The following is a 21,049-nucleotide window of genomic DNA, read 5'->3' on the forward strand; positions in this document are numbered from 1 at the left end:
CTTTCTTGTGTGGATCATCCACGGGGACCGGGTTAGCCAACCTCAAATTGTCAGCTTGTCAGCCTCAAGCCCCATTCCCACCATTGAAGATAGTTCCATAATATCTCTTCTGCGATTTATATATTGCCGTATTGCACCGGATGGCGCGTCTCCCGGCCTGACGGCACCAGTCCAAGCACCGGTCGGGCGCCGAGCCAAAGAGCGCGCCAACGAGCCCTGCCCCGCGTTTCGATTTTCATTTTCAGAAGAATCCACGGGCGTCGATCGTCCGCCCGCAGAACGGGGGCGGACCGCCGGCGCTCATATCCTTGGCCGCAAAGCGCTGTTCATTCCGCGGCGTTGGCGGCCCCTGCGCCCACATGCTTGCCCGGGCGCCCGACGCTGTCATAGGTGAAGCCGAGGTCGGCCATCTCGTCGGGACGGTAGATGTTGCGCAGGTCCACTAGCACAGGTTGCGCCATGATCGCCTTCAGCTTGGCGAAGTCCAGCGCACGGAACGCGTCCCATTCCGTCACGATCACGATCGCGTCCGCCCCCGCCGCGATCTCATATGGACCCGTGCCGTAGTGCACGCCCGCGGGAAGCACCTTCTTGGCTTCCTCCATCCCCTCCGGGTCATAGGCCCGCACCTTCACACCCCGGTCCAGAAGCGTGTTCACGATCGCGATCGCAGGGCTCTCCCGCATATCGTCGGTATTCGGCTTGAACGTCAGCCCAAGTACCGCCACCGTCTTGCCGCGCGGGTCGGAGCCCAGCGCCCGGATCACCTTCTTACCCACCGCAAGCTTGCGCACATCATTCACCGCGACCACCGTCTCGATGATCCGCAGCGGCGTGCCCGCCTGCTGCGCGGTGCGCGTCAGTGCCAGCGTATCCTTCGGAAAGCACGACCCGCCGTAGCCCGGCCCCGCATGCAGGAACTTCCCGCCGATGCGATTGTCGAGCCCGATCCCGCGCGCCACTTCCTGCACGTTCGCCCCGACCTCCTCGCACAGGTCCGCGATCTCGTTGATGAAGGTGATCTTCATCGCCAAAAACGCGTTGCCGGCATATTTGATCAGCTCCGACGTGCGCCGGCTGGTGAACAGAAGCGGCAGATTGTTCAACGACAGCGGACGATACACCTGCGCCATCACCTCGCGCGCCCGCGGCTCCTCGCTCCCCACCACAACCCGGTCCGGCCGCTTGAAATCCTCGATCGCCGCGCCCTCGCGCAAGAATTCCGGGTTCGACACGACCGAGATGTCCGCATCGGGGCGGGCCTCCCGGATCACCCGTTCCACCTCGTCGCCCGTGCCCACCGGCACCGTGGATTTCGTCACCACCACGGTATAGCCGTCCGCCGCTGCCGCAATCTCCCGCGCCGCCGCATAGACATAGGACAGGTCCGCATGTCCGTCGCCGCGCCGAGAGGGCGTGCCGACGGCGATGAACACCGCATTCGCCTCTTTCACAGCCTCCGTCAGGTCGGTGGCGAAATCCAGCCGGCCCGCGGCCACATTGCGGTGCACAAGCTCGTCCAGCCCGGGCTCGAAGATCGGGATTTCGCCCTTCTCCAGCATCGCGATCTTGGTGGCATCCTTGTCGATGCACGTCACACGGTGCCCAAAGTCCGCAAAACAGGCTCCGGAGACCAGCCCAACGTAGCCCGTTCCAATCATCGCAATGCGCATGTGCGCCAATGTCCCAGTTTCGCCGAATGGAGCCGAGATCTTACAACATCGCGCCAGCTCGCGCTGTGATGCGGCAAGGAAACAGCGCCTTTCCTTAAACGATCCCGGCACGCAGGCAATCGTGCCGGTGACGGATTTCGATCCCGCGTTCGCGTGCCGCGGCCCTCAGGCGATGGCGGACACGAGCGGCCCCTTGGCGAGAACGTCGAACGCCTGGAGGGCGCGCAGCAACGGTTCCATATGCCGCAGCGCGATCATGTTCGGGCCGTCCGATGGCGCATGGTCGGGGTCGGGATGGGTCTCGATGAACACCGCCGCCACGCCCACCGCGACCGCCGCGCGGGCAAGAACGGGCACGAATTCGCGCTGTCCGCCCGAGGAGGCGCCCTGCCCTCCGGGCTGCTGCACCGAATGGGTGGCATCGAACACCACCGGAGCGCCGGTCGCCGCCAGTTCGGGCAAGGCGCGCATGTCGGACACCAAAGTGTTGTAGCCGAACGAAACGCCGCGCTCCGTCACCAGCACATTGGGATTGCCGGACTGGGTCAGCTTGGCCACCACATTCTTCATGTCCCAGGGCGCCAGGAACTGGCCCTTCTTGACGTTCACCACCCGGCCGGTCTGCGCGGCGGCAATGAGAAGATCCGTCTGGCGGCACAGAAAGGCGGGTATCTGGAGAATATCCACCACTTCGGCCAGCGGGGCGCATTGGTTGATTTCGTGGACGTCGGTCAGGACCGGGGCACCGATGGTTTCGCGAATCTCCGCGAAAATGGGCAGCGCCGCCTTCAGCCCGATGCCGCGGGCGCCCGAAATCGAGGTCCGGTTGGCTTTGTCGAACGAGGATTTGAACACTAGCCCCATGCCGAGACGCGTGGTGATCGCTGAAAGCTCCTTCGCCACATCCAGCACATGGTCGCGGCTTTCGATCTGGCACGGCCCCGCGATGAGCGTGAGCGGCGTCCGGTTCGAAATCTTCAGGCCGCCAACCTCAACGACCGCGTTCGGGACCATGTCATTGCTCACGCGCGTGTCTCCTGTACGTGCTCTATCCGCCACTTGCTCAGACCGCCACTTGTTCGGTCCGCCCGTCCCGCGGCGGCGTTATGGCATGGTCTGCGGCGCAGAACGAGGCCCCGGCCCTCTTGAAATCGCGGTTCGAATTTCACAATAAACATGAAAAATATGTTATATATTTAATTTCCCACATCCACATTGCAAAGATGGAAAGGGACGATTAGTTTGCGGGCATCAGGATTGGTTTCAGCGCGCACCATGGCTCAGGTATCTCCCGTTCCCGAACTTGTCTCGGGGCTTGTCTCGCTGGCCCTGCGCGCCGGCCGTGTCATCCTCGATATCTATGCCACCGATTTCGCCGTGCACCAAAAGGCCGACGCCTCGCAGGTGACGCAGGCCGACCATGATGCCGAGGCCGTGATCCTCGACGGGTTGGCGCGCCTCCATCCCGATATTCCCGTGGTCGCCGAGGAAGAAGCGGCAGCCGGCCGCATTCCGGATGCGGGAAAGCGCTTCTTCCTCGTCGATCCCCTTGATGGAACGAAAGAGTTCATCTCACGGAACGGCGAATTCACGGTCAATATCGCCCTCATTGAGCAGGGTGCGCCGAGGGCGGGGGTGGTGTATGCCCCGGCTCTGGGCGTGGTCTATGCCGGTGCGGTCGGCTCCGGCGCCTGGAAGGGCGAGGTGCGCGACGACCATCTGACCTCATTGGTGCCGATCAAGGTGCGCGAGGCCCCTGCCCGGCTCGCCGCCATTGGCAGCCGCTCCCACGCGACTGCCGAAACCAGCGATTGGCTCGGCCAATTTCCGGTGGAATCATTCGTCGCCGCAGGCTCTTCGCTGAAATTCTGCCTGCTCGCGGAAGGCACGGCGGATCTCTATCCCCGCCTCGGCCGCACAATGGAATGGGACACCGCCGCCGGCGACGCCGTGCTGCGCGCGGCCGGGGGTGTGGTCACCACCCTGGACGGCCGCCCGCTGACCTATGGGCGGTGCGTTCAGGAGGGGGATGCGCCCTTCGCCAATCCCCATTTCGTCGCCTATGGCGACCGCAATCTGGTGCGGCTTACGCCGGCCCGTGCTGGCGGCTGAGCCGTCATTAAGCCCGGACGGCGGCCGAGACAACAAGGAATGCCGAACGTGTCGTCCAATCGACTGACGCATCTCCAGCGTCTTGAATCGGAATCGATCTTCATCCTGCGTGAGGTCGCGGCCGAATTCCGCAATCCGATCATGCTGTATTCGATCGGGAAGGATTCGGCGGTGATGCTTCATCTTGCGATGAAGGCCTTCTATCCTTCCAAGCCGCCCTTCCCTCTGCTTCACGTCGATACCACCTGGAAATTCCGCGAGATGATCGCCTTCCGGGATGAAATGGCGAAGACGCTTGGATTCGATCTTCTGGTCCATACCAACCAGGAAGGCCTGGCGCAGGGCATCAATCCCTTTGATCACGGCTCTTCTCTCTACACCAACGTCATGAAAACCGACGCGCTGAAGGAAGCACTGACGCGGCATGGCTTCGACGCGGCCTTCGGTGGGGCGCGGCGCGACGAGGAGAAAAGCCGCGCCAAGGAGCGCGTGTTCTCGTTTCGCACTGCCAATCACGGCTGGGATCCGAAGAATCAGCGACCGGAATTGTGGAACCTCTACAATGCTCGCGTAAAGCCGGGCGAGTCCATCCGCGTATTTCCGCTCTCCAATTGGACCGAGCTGGATATCTGGCAATATATATTGGCGGAACGCATTCCCATCGTACCGCTCTATTTCGCCGCAGAGCGCCCGATTGTCTGGCGCGACGGGCAGATGATCATGGTGGACGATACGCGCATGCCGCTTTTACCCGGCGAGGCGCCGGAACAGCGCATGATCCGCTTTCGCACACTCGGCTGCTATCCGCTGACCGCCGCCATCGACAGCACTGCGGCCACTTTGGAAGATATCGTGCAGGAAATGCTGGTGGCGCGGACCTCGGAACGATCCGGCCGCCTGATCGACCATGACGATGCCGCCTCGATGGAAAAGAAGAAGCGCGAGGGCTATTTCTGATGAACGTCGCTCCGCTCACCGAACTGTTCGCAACCGAAAGCAAGAGCCTGCTGCGTTTCCTCACCTGCGGCAGCGTGGATGATGGAAAATCCACGCTCATCGGTCGTCTGCTTTACGATACCAAGCTGCTGTTCGACGACCAGATCGCGACTCTTACCAAGGATTCACGCAAGCATGGCACAGCAGGCGACGAACTCGACTTCGCTCTGCTTGTGGACGGTCTCGCGGCGGAGCGCGAACAGGGCATCACAATAGATGTCGCTTATCGCTTCTTCAATACGGAGCGGCGCAAGTTCATTGTCGCCGATACGCCCGGGCATGAACAATATACCCGCAACATGGCAACCGGCGCCTCGAATTCGGATCTGGCGGTCATTCTGGTGGATGCGCGGCAAGGTCTGCTGACCCAGACCTGCCGCCATTCCTTCATCGTCTCGCTTTTGGGCATCCGCCATGTGGTCCTGGCGGTGAACAAGATCGATCTGGTGGAGTTTTCGCAGAGCCGGTTCGAGGACATCGTCGCGGACTATACCAAGCTGATCGCGCCCCTCGGTTTCGAGACCTTCCAGGCGGTGCCTCTTTCTGCCCGCTATGGCGACAATATCATGGCCCGCAGCGCCAGAACGCCCTGGTACCAGGGGCCAGCCTTGGTCGAATATCTGGAAAATGTAGATGTCGCCGAGAAGGCTGTCGCGCGCCCATTCCGCATGCCGGTGCAATGGGTTAACCGGCCTAATCTGGATTTTCGGGGCTTTGCCGGCACTATCGTGAGCGGCTCGGTGCGCCCGGGCGATAGCGTTGTTGTCGCCGGTTCGGGCCGCACAACACATGTCAAATCCATCGTCACACGTGACGGAGATCTTGCGGAAGCTGTTGCGGGGCAAGCGGTTACGGTGACATTGGAAGATGAAGTGGATGTTTCGCGCGGGGATATTCTCGCCGACGCGGTCCACCGGCCGGAGCGGGCGGACCAGTTCGCGGCCCAGATCATCTGGATGCATGACGAACCACTGCTGCCGGGCCGGCCTTATCTGATCAAGGTGGGTACCCGCACCGTCGGCGCGACCTTCACGGAAATAAAGCACAAGGTCGATGTCAACACATTCCAGAAACTCGCGGCTAAGACGCTCACGCTGAACGAGGTCGGCGTGGTGAATGTGGCCAGTCGCGACGCGGTTTCTTTCGATGCCTTCGCGGATGTGCCGGAGACCGGTGCTTTCATTGTAATCGACCGGCTCAGCAACCAGACGGTCGGTGCCGGCATGGTGCAATTCGCATTGCGGCGGGCCACTAATGTGCATTGGCAGGCGCTCGACGTCTCCAAGGAAGCAAGAGCGGCCCTGAAGCATCAGAGGCCGGCGGTATTGTGGTTCACCGGACTGTCGGGCTCCGGTAAATCCACCATCGCGTCCCTGGTGGAAAAGAAGCTTTATGCGGCCGGGCGCCACACATACATGCTTGATGGCGACAATGTCCGCCACGGGCTCAACAAGGATCTTGGATTTACGGACGCAGATCGGGTGGAAAACATCCGCCGGGTGGCTGAGGTGGCGCGTTTGTTCGTGGATGCTGGGCTTGTGGTTCTGGTTTCCTTCATCTCTCCGTTCAAGGCGGACCGGCAGATGGCCCGCGAGCTTCTGAGTGCGGGCGAGTTTATCGAGGTATTCGTCGATACGCCGATTGAAATCGCCGAGAAACGCGATCCGAAGGGATTGTACAAAAAGGCACGGCAGGGACTTCTCGCGAATTTTACTGGCATCGATAGCCCGTACGAGGCGCCTGAAAACCCGGAAATTCTCCTTTCCGGCGGCGAGAAATCGGCGGAGGAATTGGCGGAACAGGTGTTCAACTATCTCTCCGAGCGCAATTATCTGCATAGCGACGAGGATGCTGGGGACTGGACCATCTAAAGTATATCATACCGCCGAAGCGCGGCCTGCCCCGTTTATTCCTGGCAGCGCTATAAAATCCGCGTCGACAAACAGGGGTTTCCTGCCGCCTTTCCGCGCCTCTTCGGCCGATGACACCGTCATTTCGACCGATTTTCCGGCGAGCCTCCCCAATAAGCGCGATTTCGGGTGATTTCGGCGAAGTTCGTCGGCTTCGCCCACTTTAGGACGCTCCCTCGTCCATGCACCGGCGAGGGGCTTTCCTCGCCCGCCGGCCTTGGTCTAAACCAGACCTGGGCGGCGCGCATGCGGCCCGCTACCAACGGGCTTGATCGCTTGACCTTCCTGCTGACTTTCCTGGCCCTCGCCATCGAGGCGTGGTTCGGCTATCCGGTCCGCCTGCTGAACCTGATCGGCCATCCGGTGATCTGGATCGGCCGGCTGATTTCCGCCCTCGACCTCGCCTGGAACCGGGCCGAGCTGAGTTTTGCCAAAAGGCGCATGCGGGGCGTGCTGGCGCTGGCGGTGCTGATCGCGAGCGCCGCCATTCCGGCCGCCCTCATCGCGGATGTGCTCGACCTGTTTCCCGGCGGCCTCATCCTCACCGCCATTGTCGGTTCTTCGCTGCTCGCCCGCCGCTCGCTCCATGAGCATGTGGCTGCGGTGGCGGAGGCGCTGGAGGTCCACGGGCTCGAAGCCGGACGCGCCACGGTCTCGCGCATTGTCGGCCGCGACCCGGCCCAGCTCGATGAAGCGGGCGTCACCCGCGCGGCCATCGAGAGCCTGGCGGAGAATTTTTCCGACGGCGTCGTGGCGCCGGCGTTCTGGATGGCGATGGCCGGCCTGCCCGGCATCGCCGCTTATAAGGCGATCAATACCGCCGACAGCATGATCGGCCATCGCACGGCGCGCCACGAGGCGTTCGGCTGGGCTTCGGCGCGGCTCGATGATCTGGTGAACCTGCCCGCCTCGCGCTTGTCCGGCCTGCTGATCATCGCCGCCGCAGCCTTCATGCAGGGGGCATCGCCCATGGGAGCATGGCGCGCGGTGCGGCGTGATTCGGGCAAGCACCGTTCCCCCAATGCCGGATGGCCGGAAGCGGCGATGGCGGGCGCCCTCGGCATCGCCATCGCCGGGCCGCGCACCTATGCGGGCGTGCCCGCCGACCTGCCCTTCATGGGCGACGGCCGGCGCGAGATCGGCGCCGCCGACATTCGCTCCGCGTTATATCTCTATCGGATCGCGAGCCGCCTGCTCATGGGCCTTGCCCTGTTCTGCGCGGTGCTGGTGGTCATCGCGCGAGGCTGAGCAGGAGGTCGAGGTCGAGATGGGCTTCCAGATGCGCGGCGAGCGCATCCAGGGTCTCGTCCACCTGCGCCTCGTAGGAGATTTGCGGCGCGCCGGCCCCCAGCGCAGCGAGCCAGGCGGCGCGCTGGGCATCGTCCGCGAACAGCCCGTGCACATAGCTGCCCATGATGCGCCCATCCGGCGAGGTGGCGCCATCCGCATCGCCGGTGGCGAGGCGCGCGAAGGGGCGGGTCGTGTCCGCGCCCGTGGTCTGCCCCATGTGCATCTCATAGCCCGCGAACGGGGCCTGAAGGCACGATTGCCCGGCCACGGCGACCAGGCGCTTCTCGCCCGAGAGAATGGTTTCCACATCCAGCAGGCCGAGCCCCTCGGCCTGGCCCGGTGGGCCCTCGATGCCGTCGGGATCGTCCACCCAGCGCCCGAGCATCTGATAGCCGCCGCACAGGCCGAGCACCCGCCCGCCGCGCCGGGCATGGGCGATGATGTCGTGGTGCAGCCCGCCTGATTTTAGCGCCGCGAGATCGGAAACCGTGGCCTTGGAGCCGATCAGCAGGACGAGGCTGATATCCACCGGCAGGCTCTCGCCCGGCCGCAGGCGCACCACCTCCACCGCCGGCTCGGCATCCAGCGGGTCGAGATCGTCGAAATTGGACACATGGGGCAGGATCGGCACGGCGATCCGCACCTTGGCGTGCGGCTTTGCCGGCGGCGGCCCCTGGAGCGCCAGCGCGTCTTCCGCCGGCAGGCGGGCGGCGGCGGGGAAATGCGGGATCAGGCCGAGCGCCGCCCAGCCGGTGTGCTGCGCCACCAGCGCCATGCCGTCGGCGAACAAGGCGGGATCGCCCCGGAACTTGTTCACCACGAAGCCGGCGATCAGCGCGGCATCCTCGATAGCCAGCACCGTCTTGGTGCCGACGAGGCTCGCGATGACGCCGCCCCGGTCGATGTCGCCGATCAGCACCACCGGCACGTCGGCGGCGCGGGCGAAGCCCATGTTGGCGATGTCGTTGCGGCGCAGATTGACTTCCGAGGCGCTCCCCGCCCCTTCCACCAACACGAGGTCGGCCTCGCCCTTCAGCCGCGCGAAGCTCTCCAGCACGGCGGGCATGAGGCTTTGCTTCAGGCCCTGGTAGGCGCTGGCCTTGGCGTTGGTGAGCACCCGGCCCTGCACCACCACCTGCGCGCCCACATCGCTCTGCGGCTTCAGCAGCACCGGGTTCATGTGCACGCTCAAGGGCACCCGCGCCGCGCGGGCCTGAAGCGCCTGCGCGCGGCCGATCTCGCCGCCATCTTCGGTGACGGCGGCATTGTTCGACATGTTCTGCGGCTTGAACGGCCGCACGCGCAGCCCGCGATTGGCGAACGCGCGGGCAAGGCCGGCGACCAGCAGGCTCTTGCCCACGTCGGAGCCGGTGCCCTGGAACATCAGCGCGCGGGCGGCCATCAGAATTCGATGCCGGCCTGCGCCTTCACGCCGGCGGAAAAGTGATGCTTCACCAATCCCATCTCGGTCACGAGGTCGGCGGCCTCCAGAAGCTCCGGCTTGGCGTTGCGGCCGGTGACCACCACGTGCAGGTCCGGCCGGCGCGCCTTCAGTGTCGCCACCACGTCGGCGAGATCGAGATAGCCGTAGCGCAAGGCGATGTTGAGTTCGTCCAGCACGATCAGGGACAGGCTCTCGTCCGCCAGCAATTCGCGCGCCTTGTCGAAGGCCCGCGCGGCGGCGGCGGTGTCGCGGGCGAGATCCTGGGTCTCCCAGGTGAAGCCTTCGCCCATGGTGTGCCAGCGCACGCGATCGCCGAACGCCGCGAAGGCGTCCTTCTCGCCGGTGTGCCAGGCGCCCTTGATGAATTGCACCACGCCCACCTTCCGCCCATAGCCGAGCATGCGCAGCGCCAGCCCGAAGGCGGCCGTGCTCTTGCCCTTGCCGGGGCCGGTGTGGACGATCAGCAATCCCTTCTCCAGGGTCTTTTCCGCCACCTCGGCATCCTGCACCGCCTTGCGCTTGGCCATCTTCTCGCGATGGCGGGCGGCCTGCGCGTCGAGGCCGGTTTCGGTTTCATCGCTCATCGGGGCGTGTCCTTCACGATCATGGGCAGTCCGGCGACCATGAAGATCACTTCATGGGCCATGGCGGCCATGCGTTGGTTGAGCCGGCCGGCGGCGTCGCGAAACCGGCGGGCGAGGGCATTGTCGGGCACGATGCCGAGCCCCACTTCGTTCGCCACCAGCACGCTCAGCCCGGTGCGGGCGGTGATGGCTTCCACGAGGCGATCTTCCTCCGCCGCGAGATCGTGTTCGGCCAGCATGTGGTTGGTGAGCCACAAGGTGAGGCAATCCAGCAGCAGCGGCGTGTCGGGCGGCAGGGCGCGCACGCGGTCGGCGGCGTCGAACGGCGCGTCGTGGGAGATCCAGCGCACATCGCGCCGCGCCTGGTGCAGGCGGATGCGCTCGCTCATTTCGGCATCGAAGGCCTGTGCCGTCGCCACATAAGCGAAGGGCGGCGTGGCGGCTTCCACCCGCTGTTCGGCATGATGGCTCTTGCCGGAGCGCGCGCCGCCGAGCACCAGCACGATCCGGCCCCGCGCGCCGGCCGCGATCGCGCTCAAGCGGGCACCTCGGATCCCCGAAGGCGATGAAAATGCAGGGCATTGGCCGCAGTGCGCGGACCGAACATCAAACCCTCTCCCTGGCCCTCCCTCCGAGAGCCGGCATGTGGCGCCCGCGAAACGGGCTGTGCGTCCTCGGCAGGTCTCCTGGCTTGCGGATAGGTCTGCTGGCTCGCGGATAGCGCCCCTGGCTCGCAGACCCGTGCGCCCCCACCCTTCCCGAGGCTGGCCCCAGTGGTTCGTGGGTTTGCTCTCCGCCGACAGTTGCGGGGGCAGCCGCGGCATAAGGAGAAACCCTCCCGCACCGCGTTCCCTTTTGATCCCGAAGGAACCGACGACGCGCCGACTATAAGCCCGCAGCCCCGCGCCGCAACCGCCCACGGCTGCGCGCGATGTCAGCTCCGGGCTTTCGCCACCAGCGTCGAGGTGGATTGGCCCGGCGTCAGATCGGCGAGCACCAGCTTTCCGCCATTGGCGATGACGATGTCGGCGCCGACCACATCCTCGGGCTTGTAATCCGCCCCCTTCACCAGCACGTCCGGCAACAGGGCCGTGATGATCTCCAGCGGGGTGTCCTCCTCGAACAGGACCACCAGATCCACGCAGCGCATGGCGCCGATGACCCGCGCGCGGGCCGTCTCGTCCTGAAGCGGGCGCGTCGGGCCCTTGAGGCGGCGCACCGAGGCGTCGGTGTTGAGCCCCACGACCAGGCGGTCGCCCTGGGCGGCCGCCGCTTCCAGCATGCCCACATGGCCGGGATGCAGCAGATCGAAACAGCCATTGGTGAAGACGATGCGCGCGCCGCTGGCCCGCCAGCGATCGATGATGGTGCGCGCCTTGTCCCGCGCCACCAGCGCGCCGGCCGGCTCCAGCTGGGGAACCGAGCGATGCAGCGCGGCGGTGAGTTCCGCGCGCGTCACCACCGCCGTTCCGAGCTTGGCCACGGCAATGGCGGCGGCCGCATTGGCGACCGGCACGCTCGCTTCCAGGGCGAGCCCGCAGGCCAGCGACAAAGCGAGCGCCGCCAGCGCCGTATCGCCGGCGCCGGACACATCGAACACCTCGCGCGCCTCGGCCGGCACATGGAGCACGGTGCCGTTGCGGCGCCAGAGCGTCATGCCCTTTTCCGCCCGGGTGACCAGCACATCGCCGCCGAACTGGGCGCTCGCCGCCTGCGCGGCACGCTCGGCGTCGGCATCGGTCTCGTCCGGCAGGCCGGTGGCCTCGCTCAATTCGCGCCGGTTGGGCGTCACCAAAGTCGCGCCGCGATAGGCCTCGAAGGTGCGGCGCTTGGGATCGACGATCACCGGCACGCCGAGCGTCCGCGCCTCGGCCAGCACGGCGGCGACCACACGGTCGCCGAGCACGCCCTTGGCATAATCGGAGAGCACCACCACCGAACAGCTGGCCATGGCGCGGCTTGCGGCCGCGATCAGAGCGTCCTCGACGGCGGCGGACGGCGGGGAAGACATTTCGGCATCAATGCGGACGATCTGCTGGCGCCCGCTCATCACCCGCGTCTTGGTGACCGTGGGGCGGGTGGCGTCCACCACCAGGCCGGACAGGTCGATCAGCGCATAAGGGGCGAGCGCGGAGCGCAGTTGGTCGGCTTCCCCATCGGCCCCGACCAGCCCCACGAGGCGGATCGGCGCGCCCATGGCGGCGGCGTTCGCCGCGACGTTCGCCGCCCCGCCGGGCACGATGCGTTCCGCGCCATGCAGCAGCACCGGCACCGGCGCCTCGGGCGAGATGCGCGAAACCGAGCCGAGGATGTAGCGATCCACCATGACATCGCCGATGACGGCGACGGGACCGGGCTTGGTATCAGGAAGCATGGTGCCGGTATCCTGGGGCAAGATCAGCCGTTGCGATGGAAAGCGTCCCGCTCACGACGCGGAATTGCGGCCGCGCAGATGCTCGGTGACATAGATCCGCACGCCCTCCTCCAGCGCGGTGAACGGGCGGGTAAAGCCCGCGGCCCGCAGTTTCGAGACGTCCGCCTGGGTGAAATATTGATACGCGTCGCGGATGGAAACCGGCATATCGACATAGGTGATGCGCGGATCCTTGCCGGCCGCCGTGAACACCGCCTTGGCGAGATCCGCGAAGCTGCGCGCTTGCCCGGTGCCGACATTGAAGATGCCGCTCGCCGTGGGCGTCTCCACCAGCCAGCGCACCACCGCGACGCAATCGCCCACATAGACGAAATCCCGCAGCTGCCCGCCGTCCTCATAGCCCGGATCATGGGATTTGAAGAGCGTCACCGGCTCGCCCGCGGCGGCGGTCGGATAGATCTTGTGGATCACCGAGCGCATGTCCGCTTTATGGGCTTCGCCCGGACCATAGACATTGAAGAAGCGCAGGCCCGCCCATTGCGGCGGCACCGGCCGGCCGGCGGCGACGTCCGCCGCGAACCGGCGGTCCGCCATCAGCTTGCTCCAGCCATAGGCGTTCAGCGGCGACAGGCGGTCGAGCGCGGCCGCGCCCTCCTCGTCCCTGAAACCGTCCGTGCCGTCGCCATAGGTGGCGGCGGACGAGGCATAGAGGAAGCGGATGCCCTTGCGCGCGCACTGGTCCCACAGATCCAGCGTCGGGCGGATGTTGCGGGCGACGATCTTGTCGCCGTCCCGCTCCGTGGTCGCGGAGATGGCGCCCATATGGACGATCGCGCCAAGCCGGCCGCCCTCGCGCTCCACGAAGGCGGGCACCGCCTCCGGCCGGATCACGTCATCCAGCAGGATGTCGCGCAGATTGAGCCATTTCGGCCCGTCCTCCAGCCAATCGGCCACCACCACCCGCCAGCCGTCGGCGGCAAACGCGCGGGCGATGTTCGAGCCGATGAAGCCGGCGCCCCCGGTGACAAGGATGGTATCGCGGGCGGAACGGGCGGTGCGGATCATTCAGGCTACCATTCAGGGCGAAGGCGGTGATGTGCCCCCGTGTGCCACGGTGCTTCCGGTCTTGTCCATCGCATCGGCATGGCCGAAGCGCAGGACATTGAGCGCGCGCCAGACATCCCGCGCGCTGAAATCCGTGAGGCAGGGCGGGCCTTCCACCAGATCGGGCGCGATCCGGCAATGGGCGCGCTCGCACGGCGCGCACGGACGGAGCGATTTCAATTCCAGCGCCTTGGGCCCGAAAAGGCCGGTGAGGCGCGGATTTGTCGGGCCATAAAGCCCGATCGTGGGCACCGCGAGCGCTGCCGCGAGATGGCCGAGGCCGGAATCCACACTCACCACCGCCTGCGCCCGCGCAATCACCGGCGCGAGCGCGGTGATGGGGCCGGGCGGCACGATCCGCACTGATGGGATCTGGGCCGCGATGGCGGTGGCGCGCGCGGTCTCTTCCGGACCCTGGGCGAAGATGCGGGTTTCATAGCCGCGCTCGGCCGCCGTCAGGGCGAGATCGCGCCAGTGCTTCACGGGCCAGGTCTTGGTGCGCCAGGTGGTGCCGTGCAGCAGGACGATATAAGGCGGCTCGTCCGCCTGCCCTTCCGCCTCGACCGGCGCGGCGAGCCCGGCATCGGCGGCGAGCCCCTGGAGCGAATAGCCGAGGCTTGCGGCGAACAGCTTGCGCAGCCGCACCGCCATGTGCTCGGTTTCCGGCACCACGTGTGTGGTGTGATAGGCGAAGGTCGCGAGACCCTCGCGGGCGCTGCCCCGGGCAAAGCCATGGCGCCGCCCGCGCGCGAACAGGGCGACGGCGGCGCTCTTCATCAGGCCCTGGGCGTCGATCACCACATCATAGGGTTCCGCGCGCAAGGCGGCACGGATCGCCGCGGCGGCCCCGCTGCGCAGCGCTTCGCCGGGCGCTTTCCGCAAGCGCCGCAGCGGCACCGCGATGGCGCGCCGCACGGCGGGGTGGGTCTCCACCAGGGGAACGAACGCCTCCTCGACCGCCCAATCGAGTGTGAGGCCGGGCACTGCGCGCATGGCGTCCGTCACCGCCGGGAACGTGTGCACCACGTCTCCGAGGGAGGACAGCTTGACCACCAGAACCTTCATACCCGCACGGCCCGTGCCGCCGCCAGAACCTCTTCGGGGGCGATCACTTCCAGGCAGGCCAGGGTGCCGAGCGGGCATTCGCGCTTGTGGCAGGGGCGGCAGGGCAGCTCGCGCGCCACCACGCGGGCTCGGGGGCCGGTGGGCGGCGTCATCTTTTCCGAGCTGGAGCCGTAGATCACCACCAAAGGCCGGTCGAGCGCGCCGGCCACGTGCATGAGGCCGGAATCATTGGAGACCACCACATCCGCCAGGCCCAGCAGGGCGGCGGCATCCATCAGCGTGGTCTTGCCGGCGATATTGTCCACCGGCACGCCGCTCTGCTTCACGATCTGCGCCGCGATGGAGACATCCTTCGGCCCGCCGAGGATGCGCACGCGATAGCCCGCTTCCACCGCGCGGGCGGCGAGGCGGGCGAACTTGGTGGCCGGCCATTGCTTGGCCGGGCCATATTCCGCGCCCGGGCAGAGCGCCATCACCGGCCCCTCCCCCGCGAGCGGAAACCGCCCGGCCGCCGCCTCGCGCGCGCCGTCGGGCAGGAACAGGGTGGGACGGGGCGCGGCCAGTTGGTCGCCGCGCGGGGCGCCGAGGGCGACGAAACGGTCGATTGTGCGCGCGGTCTTGCGATCCCGGTCGGGGCGCGAATCCGTCAGCAGCAGGCTGCGGCCCTCGGCGGCATAGCCGATGCGCTCGGGAATGCCGGCGGCGAAGGGCACGATGGCGGCCTTGAAGGCGCGGGGCAGGATGATGGCCTTGCCATAGCCTTCCTTGCGCAGCGCGCGCCCGGCCTTCCAGCGCTCCATGAGGCCGAACTCGCCATGACCGAGGCCGAGGGGAATGGTTCTGCGCACGCCCCGGATCAGCCGCGCGATCGGCAGCGACGCCGGTGGCGCGATGACGTCGATGGGGCGGCCGGGATCGCGGATGCGCAGGCTTTCGATCAGGCTCGCCGCCATCACCATGTCCCCGACCCAGGACGGGCCGACAAGCAGGATGGGCGAATAGGAACCGATGGCGCGCATTTTGTGCTCACTTGGACCCGCGCGTCTTGGCAAGACGCGCGGTGCCCGTCAAGGCGCGATCCCGTGACGATAGGCAAAGCCGCCGGATACGGCGTGCGGGCGGCGGCACGATCGGACCGTCGGCGCGCAGGCGGGGCGCGGATGAAGCCGGAGTGCGCGGCAGCAAAAAAAATCCGCGATAAGAAAGGCTCTAATAAAAAGGCGCCGGCAGACCGGCGCCTCTTCGAAGCATTCAAACGAAGACGTGCGATCAGGCCGCCTTGTTGAGGGTCTTTTCCACGCCGGCCTTGATGGGCTCGGAGGATTCAGTCGCGATCTTCTGCGCGAGGGCCGACAATTCCTTCGCTTGGCCGGAAAGCGCGTCGAACTGGTGGCGCAGATGCGAGGTGGAAAGCTCCACCGCCTCGGCCGCCGACTTCGCGGAAACCACCGACGCGAAGAAATCGAACGCGGCATTCACGTTCGAGCGCAGGATTTCGAGCGACTTGAGATTGTATTCGGAGACACCCTTGCTCGCGGTCGAATAGCTGTCTTCGAGGATGTCGCTGGTCTGCGTTGCGGCAGCCTTGAGCTTTTCGTAATTGTCGCGATAGCTCTCGACGCTCTTTTCCGCCATTTCGCGGAAAGCGGCCGGAACTTCCATCTTGGAGAACGCGCCGTTGGCGGCGTTCATTTGGTCCTGGAAGGCTTTGGCAAAGGTGTCGTTCATAGTTCCCTCGGTGCGGTGGCTTGGCTTCAATTCAGGCCCGCGCAGGCCGAAAAGCGCGCTCGAACACTGCCAAAGCGACTTTCCTGCCCTCAGCCTCGACCCCGCGACACTATAGCTCAAAAGTGTGCGGCACAAAAATTGTTTTTGCGCCGCACAACGACTTCGGCCGAATTTCTTCAGTAGGTCCGGTTCGGATCGTTGGGCTGCTCGAACTGGCTGGCGGCCTGCTGGGTCGCGGTCTGCGCATCATGGGCGGCGGCGGTGCCGGCCGCCTGGGCGGATTCGGCGCCGGACTTGGCATGCTGCGCCGCAGCGGCGCCGAGGGCCTGGACCCGTTCCGCCAGCGCGCGGGCGTGCTCGTCGAGCGAGCGCACGGTGGATTCGCCGAGGTTGCGCGCGTCCGACCCGAGAGCCGCCGCCTGGCTGGCCACGGCCTGAACCTGCGCGGTGACGAATTCGGCTTGCAAGGCAAGGACTTCCTGCGGGTTCTTGGCGCGCACCAGCTTGTTCAGGAAGTCGAAGCTGGCATTCACGTTGGATTCGACGAGGCCGAGGGTTTTCTGACGCAATTCCCGCATGCCGGAACGTACTTCCTCGATCCGCCCTTCCGACTCGTTCACGGCGCTGCGGGCCGTATCGAACAGGGTATCGAAGGCCTGGCGCGCCTGCGTGACGTTCTTTTCGGCAATGGCCCTCAATTCCGCGGGCAGCTCAAGATCGGGACCCAGTTTCGTGGTCATCGTCGTCACTCCTCGGGCTTTTGGGGAGATCAGCCAACGGCGCCGGCCGCTCCAACCGCATCTTAGTCTATCTCAGCCTATGCACCGCAATATGAAACATTAATGCGACGGCTACGGGTTTGCGGTACTGTTAAGGTTTATCTGCCAGCATAGAATGCAGGTTGCTGGGATCCAGGTCGAGATGGTACGGCCGAAAAACAAGGGGTGTCATTCGCGGTGATGAGCGAACACACGTCGCGCCTCTTGGCATTGAACGAACCGGCGTTCGCTCCCCTGCGACGCGGCGATCTTCCCTCGTTCCTGGTGTCGATCCGGGACGGCAAGATCATCGCCGCCACGGCCGCCTGCGCAAAGCTTGGGCTTCGCGAAGATCAGCCGGCGCCGAAATCCGTGCTCGACATCATGCGGCAGGTCGCCGCCGACCCGAACGGCGTGCGACATCTGGAACGGGTCCGTCTGCCGGCGCAACTCACCGCGCGCATGTTCTCCTGCGCCTGCCTCTCCTCGCCCCTCGGACGGCTGGTGCTGTTTGTCGATCCCGAAGCCCTCGCGCCGCAGACCACCCCGCCCACGCACGAGACGCCCGCAGCGGAGGCGCGCGACATGACGCAGGAGCCGCGCCCGGTGCGCTTCACATGGGAAGCGGACGGTGCCGGGGTGATCCGCTTTCTTTCGGAATCCGCCGTCGACGGGCTGGGCCTGCGGCTGGGCGGGTGGCTCGGGCGCAGCTTCCGGCAATTGGCGGACGCCGGCCTGCTGCGCGACAGCGCCGCCATCGACGCGGCGATCGAGGCTGGCGCGAGCTTCGCCGATGTGCTGGTCCACACGCAGGAGCCGTATCCGCGCCGGATCGTGCTCGGCGGCATGCCGCTGCTGGATGGGACGCGCCGCCGCATCGGCGTGCGCGGCTTTGGAATCCTGTGGCCGCGCACCGCCTTCGATGATACGCCCGCCGGCATGGGCAAGGGTGGTGAGCGCGACGATGCGCCGGTGAATGTCGTGCCGCTGCGGGGCGGTCCGCTCACGCAGCGGGAGCGCTCCGCGTTTCACGAGATCGCCCGCACCCTCCACGAGGCGGTGAACGGCTGGAACGCGCCGCAGCCGGCGCGCGATGGCCGCACGATATACCCTCGGGACGACGACGAGGACGGCCCCGCGCCGGACGTCGCCCGCGAGGGAAACGCCCACGAAGAGATCGCCAGCCAACACGGCGGCGCCCGCGCGGACGACCCGGATACCGCCGGGGACGCGCCATCGCGAATGGATGCCGCGGATCGGCATGCTTCGCCGTCCGAGGTGGCGCCCGACGCGGTCCTTGCTCCCCCTCCCCTTTCGCCGAATTACCTTGGTCCGCCTGTCGTGGGTCCGGCGCTCCCTGGTTCGGCCCCGGATGAGATCGCCAGCATTGCCGTGGGCCGGGGTGGCGTTGAATCCGCCGACAGCCTGCTGGACCGGCTGCCGCTCGGCATCGCCGTTCAGCAGCAGGGCCGCTTCGTGCGGGTCAATCGCACCATCCTCGCCTGGGCGGGCGTGCCGGATGTGCAGGAGTTCCAACGCACCGGCGGCGTCGCCGCGCGCCTGTGGCGCGAGGGCACCGACGGCCAGCTGCATTTCGCGCGCGCCGAGGGCGAGGCGCTGCCGGTGGACGTGCGCCTGGTCTCCGCGCCCTGGAACGGCGAGACGGCCCTCGTGCACCTGGTGCGGGCGATCGAAGCCGCGGCGCCGGACGGGCCGGCCGCCCGCGCGCTGGCGCGGCATCGGGTGCGCCATGAGGCGCTGGACCTCATTCCCGTGCCGGTCGCCTTGCTGGATGCCTCGGGCATTGTGGACCATCTGAACCGGGCCGCGCTCCGCATGGGCGGCCTCGACCGCGACGCGCGCGTCGGCACCGCCTTCGCCACCCTTTTCCACACCGACGACCGGCCTCTGGTGGAGGCCCTGTTCGCCTCCGCCGCAGGCGCGCAGGATGGACGCGTCAGCGCGTCCGGCGTTCGGCTTGAGGATGGCGCGGGCCGTCCGGCGCTCGACGTGACGATCGCGCGGACCGAGCGTTCTCCCGACGACCTGCCGGTTTATTGCGCCGTCTTCCGCGAGAGCGCGGCCCCCCAGGATGCCAGGGCGGCGCAGCCCTTGCAGGATACCGACGCGCTGCTGCGCCGGCTCTCCCACGGGGTGCGCGAGCCCTTGAACGTGATGTTCGGGTTCGTGGAAGCGGTCCGCTCCGGTGCGTTCGGCGCCGTCGGCACGCGCCGCTACAGCAAGCTCGCGGAAGGCGCCGTGCTCGCCGGACGGCAGCTGATGGCCACACTCGAGGACATCGAGGGCCTGATCGCGCCCCCCGGCGAACCCATCCGCACGGTGCTGGACGTCAATGCGCTGGTGGACGAGGCGGTCGCCCATCTGGCGGGAACCGCGCAGCGCCGGCGCATCCTGATCCGGCGCGATTTCAACCCGCAAGCCACCATCCGCTGCGATGGCGCCCGCACCGCGCAGATGCTGCGCCTGCTGCTGGAAGAAGCCCTGCGCGGCACGCCGGAAGGGCAATATGTCCTCATCTCGACCCTCGCGGAGCCGAGCGAGACGGAAGGAGCCATGACCTCCGTGGCGGTGCTGATCCGCGACGAGGGGGCCAGCCTCTCGGAAGAGGAAATCGCCCAGGCGCTCGACGTGACCCGCCATGCCGCCGTCGCGGACCGCTTCGGAACCGCCGGCCTGCCGTTCCGCATGGCGCGGATTGCCACACTGGCGCGCAGCGTCGGCGGAACGCTGAACCTGCGGCGCGGTATCGAGGGCGGGATGCTCAGCGAGCTGCGCCTGCCGAAGTGAATGCCGGCCGCCATTTCCGCTGCGTAGTCCTCGTGCACGCAAAATAGAACTATTCGAAGGTTTAGTTTTAAAGCCTTCCAATGTCGCATGCCGATCCCACATTGGAGGGGTAATGGCATTGACGAGGCGCGCAGGCGTCTGCCAGAAATAACACAGTTACGGTGTTGTTTAGAGTCCCTCTAAGCAACGGAGATCTTGGTCGAGCCATGATCGTTTGTTCGTGCAACGTGTTTTCTGATCATCAGGTCCGCGACGCCCTGGCGTCCTCGGGCGGCGCCCGTTCGCCCGGCGAGGTGTATCGCTGCCTGGGCTGTTCGCCGCAGTGCGGACGCTGTGCGCGTACTATTCGCGCCATCATGGATCAGGTACAAAGCTCCTGCTCTTCTTGCCCCGCCGAATGCCCGGCGGCTGCACTCACCGGCCGGCTTATCGCAGCGGAATGAGGGAAAACCCGGAGTAGCCGTGGGCTTGCTCTTAGTTTAGAACTTCTCTAACTATATTTCCAGTGAGACGGAGCCACGCGGCGCCGCTTTAAGGAGTTGTGGACATGAAGGGTGACGCCAAGGTCATCGAGTATCTGAACCGGGGCCTTCGTTCGGAGCTCACCGCGATCAACCAATACTGGTTGCATTACCGCATGCTCGACAATTGGGGCTACAAGGCCCTGGCCAAGAAGTGGCGCGCCGAATCCATCGAGGAGATGGTGCACGCCGACAAGTTCGTGGACCGCATCCTGTTCCTCGACGGCTTCCCGAACCTGCAGGTGCTCGACCCGCTGCGCATCGGCCAGGACGTGAAGGAAATTCTCGACGCCGATCTGGCCGCCGAGCAGGAAGCCCGCGCCCTGTATCAGGAAGCGGCGGCTTATTGCCATTCCGTAAAGGATTTCCCGAGCCGCGACCTGTTCGAAGAGCTGATGACGGACGAGGAAGGCCATATCGACTTCCTCGAAACCCAGCTCGACCTCGTCGCGAAGCTCGGCCTGCCGCTCTATGCGCAGCATCACATTGGCGAGCTCGACGAGCACTGAGCCTTTTTGCTTCCCATGTTCTGAAAGCCCGGTGGAAACACCGGGCTTTTTCTTTTTGGGCTCCGCAACATCTTGTTTAGACATACTCTAACCTTTTGTCTTCACACGCTCTTTCGTTGACGCTGCGTAGGGTGACGCGTTAGCGATCAAGCTGAGATTGGCAGCGCGTGCCG

Annotated in this window: 19 protein-coding genes and 1 riboswitch; of the genes, 7 read left to right on the forward strand and 12 right to left on the reverse strand. The window is 66.1% G+C overall.

The features are described 5' to 3' along the window. Nucleotides 1-326: 326 nt before the first annotated feature. Together V5G24_RS11920 and kdsA are read right to left on the reverse strand one after the other, a co-directional pair. Nucleotides 327-1,673 (reverse strand): UDP-glucose dehydrogenase family protein, encoded by a 1,347-nt coding sequence (locus tag V5G24_RS11920; protein ID WP_394082420.1) that lies wholly within the window; start codon nt 1,671-1,673, stop codon nt 327-329. Between the two features lie 165 nt (nt 1,674-1,838). Further along, the gene (gene kdsA, locus V5G24_RS11925; RefSeq protein ID WP_394083080.1) at nt 1,839-2,687 is read right to left on the reverse strand and encodes a 3-deoxy-8-phosphooctulonate synthase; all 849 of its coding nucleotides are present in this window, start codon (nt 2,685-2,687) and stop codon (nt 1,839-1,841) included. Between the two features lie 261 nt (nt 2,688-2,948). Between kdsA and cysQ the strand changes: the two genes are divergently transcribed. Genes cysQ through cysN form a run of 3 tightly spaced genes read left to right on the forward strand, consistent with a single transcriptional unit; the run spans nt 2,949 to nt 6,652 of the window. Next, nucleotides 2,949-3,785, forward strand: coding sequence for a 3'(2'),5'-bisphosphate nucleotidase CysQ (gene cysQ, locus V5G24_RS11930; protein ID WP_394082418.1), 837 nt, complete (start codon nt 2,949-2,951; stop codon nt 3,783-3,785). 39 nt (nt 3,786-3,824) lie between these two features. After that, complete coding sequence (gene cysD, locus V5G24_RS11935) at nt 3,825-4,742, forward strand: sulfate adenylyltransferase subunit CysD (RefSeq protein ID WP_394082416.1); 918 nt, start codon at nt 3,825-3,827, stop codon at nt 4,740-4,742. After that, entirely contained in the window at nt 4,742-6,652 is a 1,911-nt protein-coding gene (gene cysN / locus V5G24_RS11940) for a sulfate adenylyltransferase subunit CysN (RefSeq protein WP_394082414.1), read from the forward strand. The genes cysD and cysN overlap by 1 nt, the downstream gene beginning before the upstream one ends. Before the next feature lie 6 nt (nt 6,653-6,658). Here the strand turns inward: cysN and V5G24_RS11945 are convergent, their stop codons facing one another. Then, nucleotides 6,659-6,853, reverse strand: coding sequence for a hypothetical protein (locus V5G24_RS11945; protein WP_394082412.1), 195 nt, complete (start codon nt 6,851-6,853; stop codon nt 6,659-6,661). 114 nt (nt 6,854-6,967) lie between these two features. Between V5G24_RS11945 and cbiB the strand changes: the two genes are divergently transcribed. Further along, on the forward strand, nt 6,968-7,939 hold the full coding sequence (gene cbiB, locus V5G24_RS11950) for an adenosylcobinamide-phosphate synthase CbiB (RefSeq protein ID WP_394083078.1): 972 nt from the start codon (nt 6,968-6,970) through the stop codon (nt 7,937-7,939). Here cbiB and V5G24_RS11955 read toward each other — a convergent pair. The 9 genes from V5G24_RS11955 to V5G24_RS11995 form a co-directional block, all read right to left on the reverse strand. Then, nucleotides 7,923-9,383, reverse strand: a complete 1,461-nt coding sequence (locus V5G24_RS11955; protein ID WP_394082410.1) for a cobyric acid synthase — start codon at nt 9,381-9,383, stop codon at nt 7,923-7,925. The genes cbiB and V5G24_RS11955 overlap by 17 nt on opposite strands. Continuing rightward, nucleotides 9,383-10,009, reverse strand: a complete 627-nt coding sequence (gene cobO, locus V5G24_RS11960; protein ID WP_394082408.1) for a cob(I)yrinic acid a,c-diamide adenosyltransferase — start codon at nt 10,007-10,009, stop codon at nt 9,383-9,385. Before cobO ends, V5G24_RS11955 begins: the two co-directional genes overlap by 1 nt. After that, a complete protein-coding gene (gene cobU / locus V5G24_RS11965) occupies nt 10,006-10,548 on the reverse strand; it encodes a bifunctional adenosylcobinamide kinase/adenosylcobinamide-phosphate guanylyltransferase (protein ID WP_394082406.1) in 543 nt (180 codons plus the stop codon). Before cobU ends, cobO begins: the two co-directional genes overlap by 4 nt. Before the next feature lie 120 nt (nt 10,549-10,668). Next, a riboswitch (cobalamin riboswitch) is annotated at nt 10,669-10,899 on the reverse strand. 44 nt (nt 10,900-10,943) lie between these two features. Continuing rightward, nucleotides 10,944-12,383 (reverse strand): D-glycero-beta-D-manno-heptose-7-phosphate kinase, encoded by a 1,440-nt coding sequence (gene rfaE1 / locus V5G24_RS11970; protein WP_394082404.1) that lies wholly within the window; start codon nt 12,381-12,383, stop codon nt 10,944-10,946. A gap of 51 nt (nt 12,384-12,434) precedes the next feature. Beyond that, on the reverse strand, nt 12,435-13,448 hold the full coding sequence (gene rfaD / locus V5G24_RS11975; RefSeq protein ID WP_394082402.1) for an ADP-glyceromanno-heptose 6-epimerase: 1,014 nt from the start codon (nt 13,446-13,448) through the stop codon (nt 12,435-12,437). Nucleotides 13,449-13,460: 12 nt separating this feature from the next. Continuing rightward, nucleotides 13,461-14,540, reverse strand: coding sequence for a lipopolysaccharide heptosyltransferase I (gene waaC, locus V5G24_RS11980; RefSeq protein WP_394082400.1), 1,080 nt, complete (start codon nt 14,538-14,540; stop codon nt 13,461-13,463). 8 nt (nt 14,541-14,548) lie between these two features. Then, complete coding sequence (gene waaF, locus V5G24_RS11985; RefSeq protein ID WP_394082398.1) at nt 14,549-15,571, reverse strand: lipopolysaccharide heptosyltransferase II; 1,023 nt, start codon at nt 15,569-15,571, stop codon at nt 14,549-14,551. A gap of 250 nt (nt 15,572-15,821) precedes the next feature. Beyond that, nucleotides 15,822-16,280 (reverse strand): phasin, encoded by a 459-nt coding sequence (locus V5G24_RS11990; RefSeq protein ID WP_394082396.1) that lies wholly within the window; start codon nt 16,278-16,280, stop codon nt 15,822-15,824. 176 nt (nt 16,281-16,456) lie between these two features. Beyond that, a complete protein-coding gene (locus V5G24_RS11995; RefSeq protein WP_394082394.1) occupies nt 16,457-17,020 on the reverse strand; it encodes a phasin family protein in 564 nt (187 codons plus the stop codon). 219 nt (nt 17,021-17,239) lie between these two features. Here V5G24_RS11995 and V5G24_RS12000 point away from each other — a divergent pair, with 219 nt between their 5' ends. From V5G24_RS12000 to bfr, 3 genes are all read left to right on the forward strand, one after another. After that, a complete protein-coding gene (locus V5G24_RS12000) occupies nt 17,240-19,846 on the forward strand; it encodes a hypothetical protein (RefSeq protein WP_394082392.1) in 2,607 nt (868 codons plus the stop codon). A gap of 206 nt (nt 19,847-20,052) precedes the next feature. Beyond that, entirely contained in the window at nt 20,053-20,289 is a 237-nt protein-coding gene (locus tag V5G24_RS12005) for a (2Fe-2S)-binding protein (protein ID WP_348848116.1), read from the forward strand. Between the two features lie 104 nt (nt 20,290-20,393). Then, entirely contained in the window at nt 20,394-20,876 is a 483-nt protein-coding gene (bfr, locus tag V5G24_RS12010) for a bacterioferritin (RefSeq protein WP_348848115.1), read from the forward strand. Nucleotides 20,877-21,049: the final 173 nt, after the last annotated feature.

This window comes from Roseixanthobacter finlandensis, from assembly GCF_043195105.2.
Classification (GTDB): domain Bacteria; phylum Pseudomonadota; class Alphaproteobacteria; order Rhizobiales; family Xanthobacteraceae; genus NCEH01.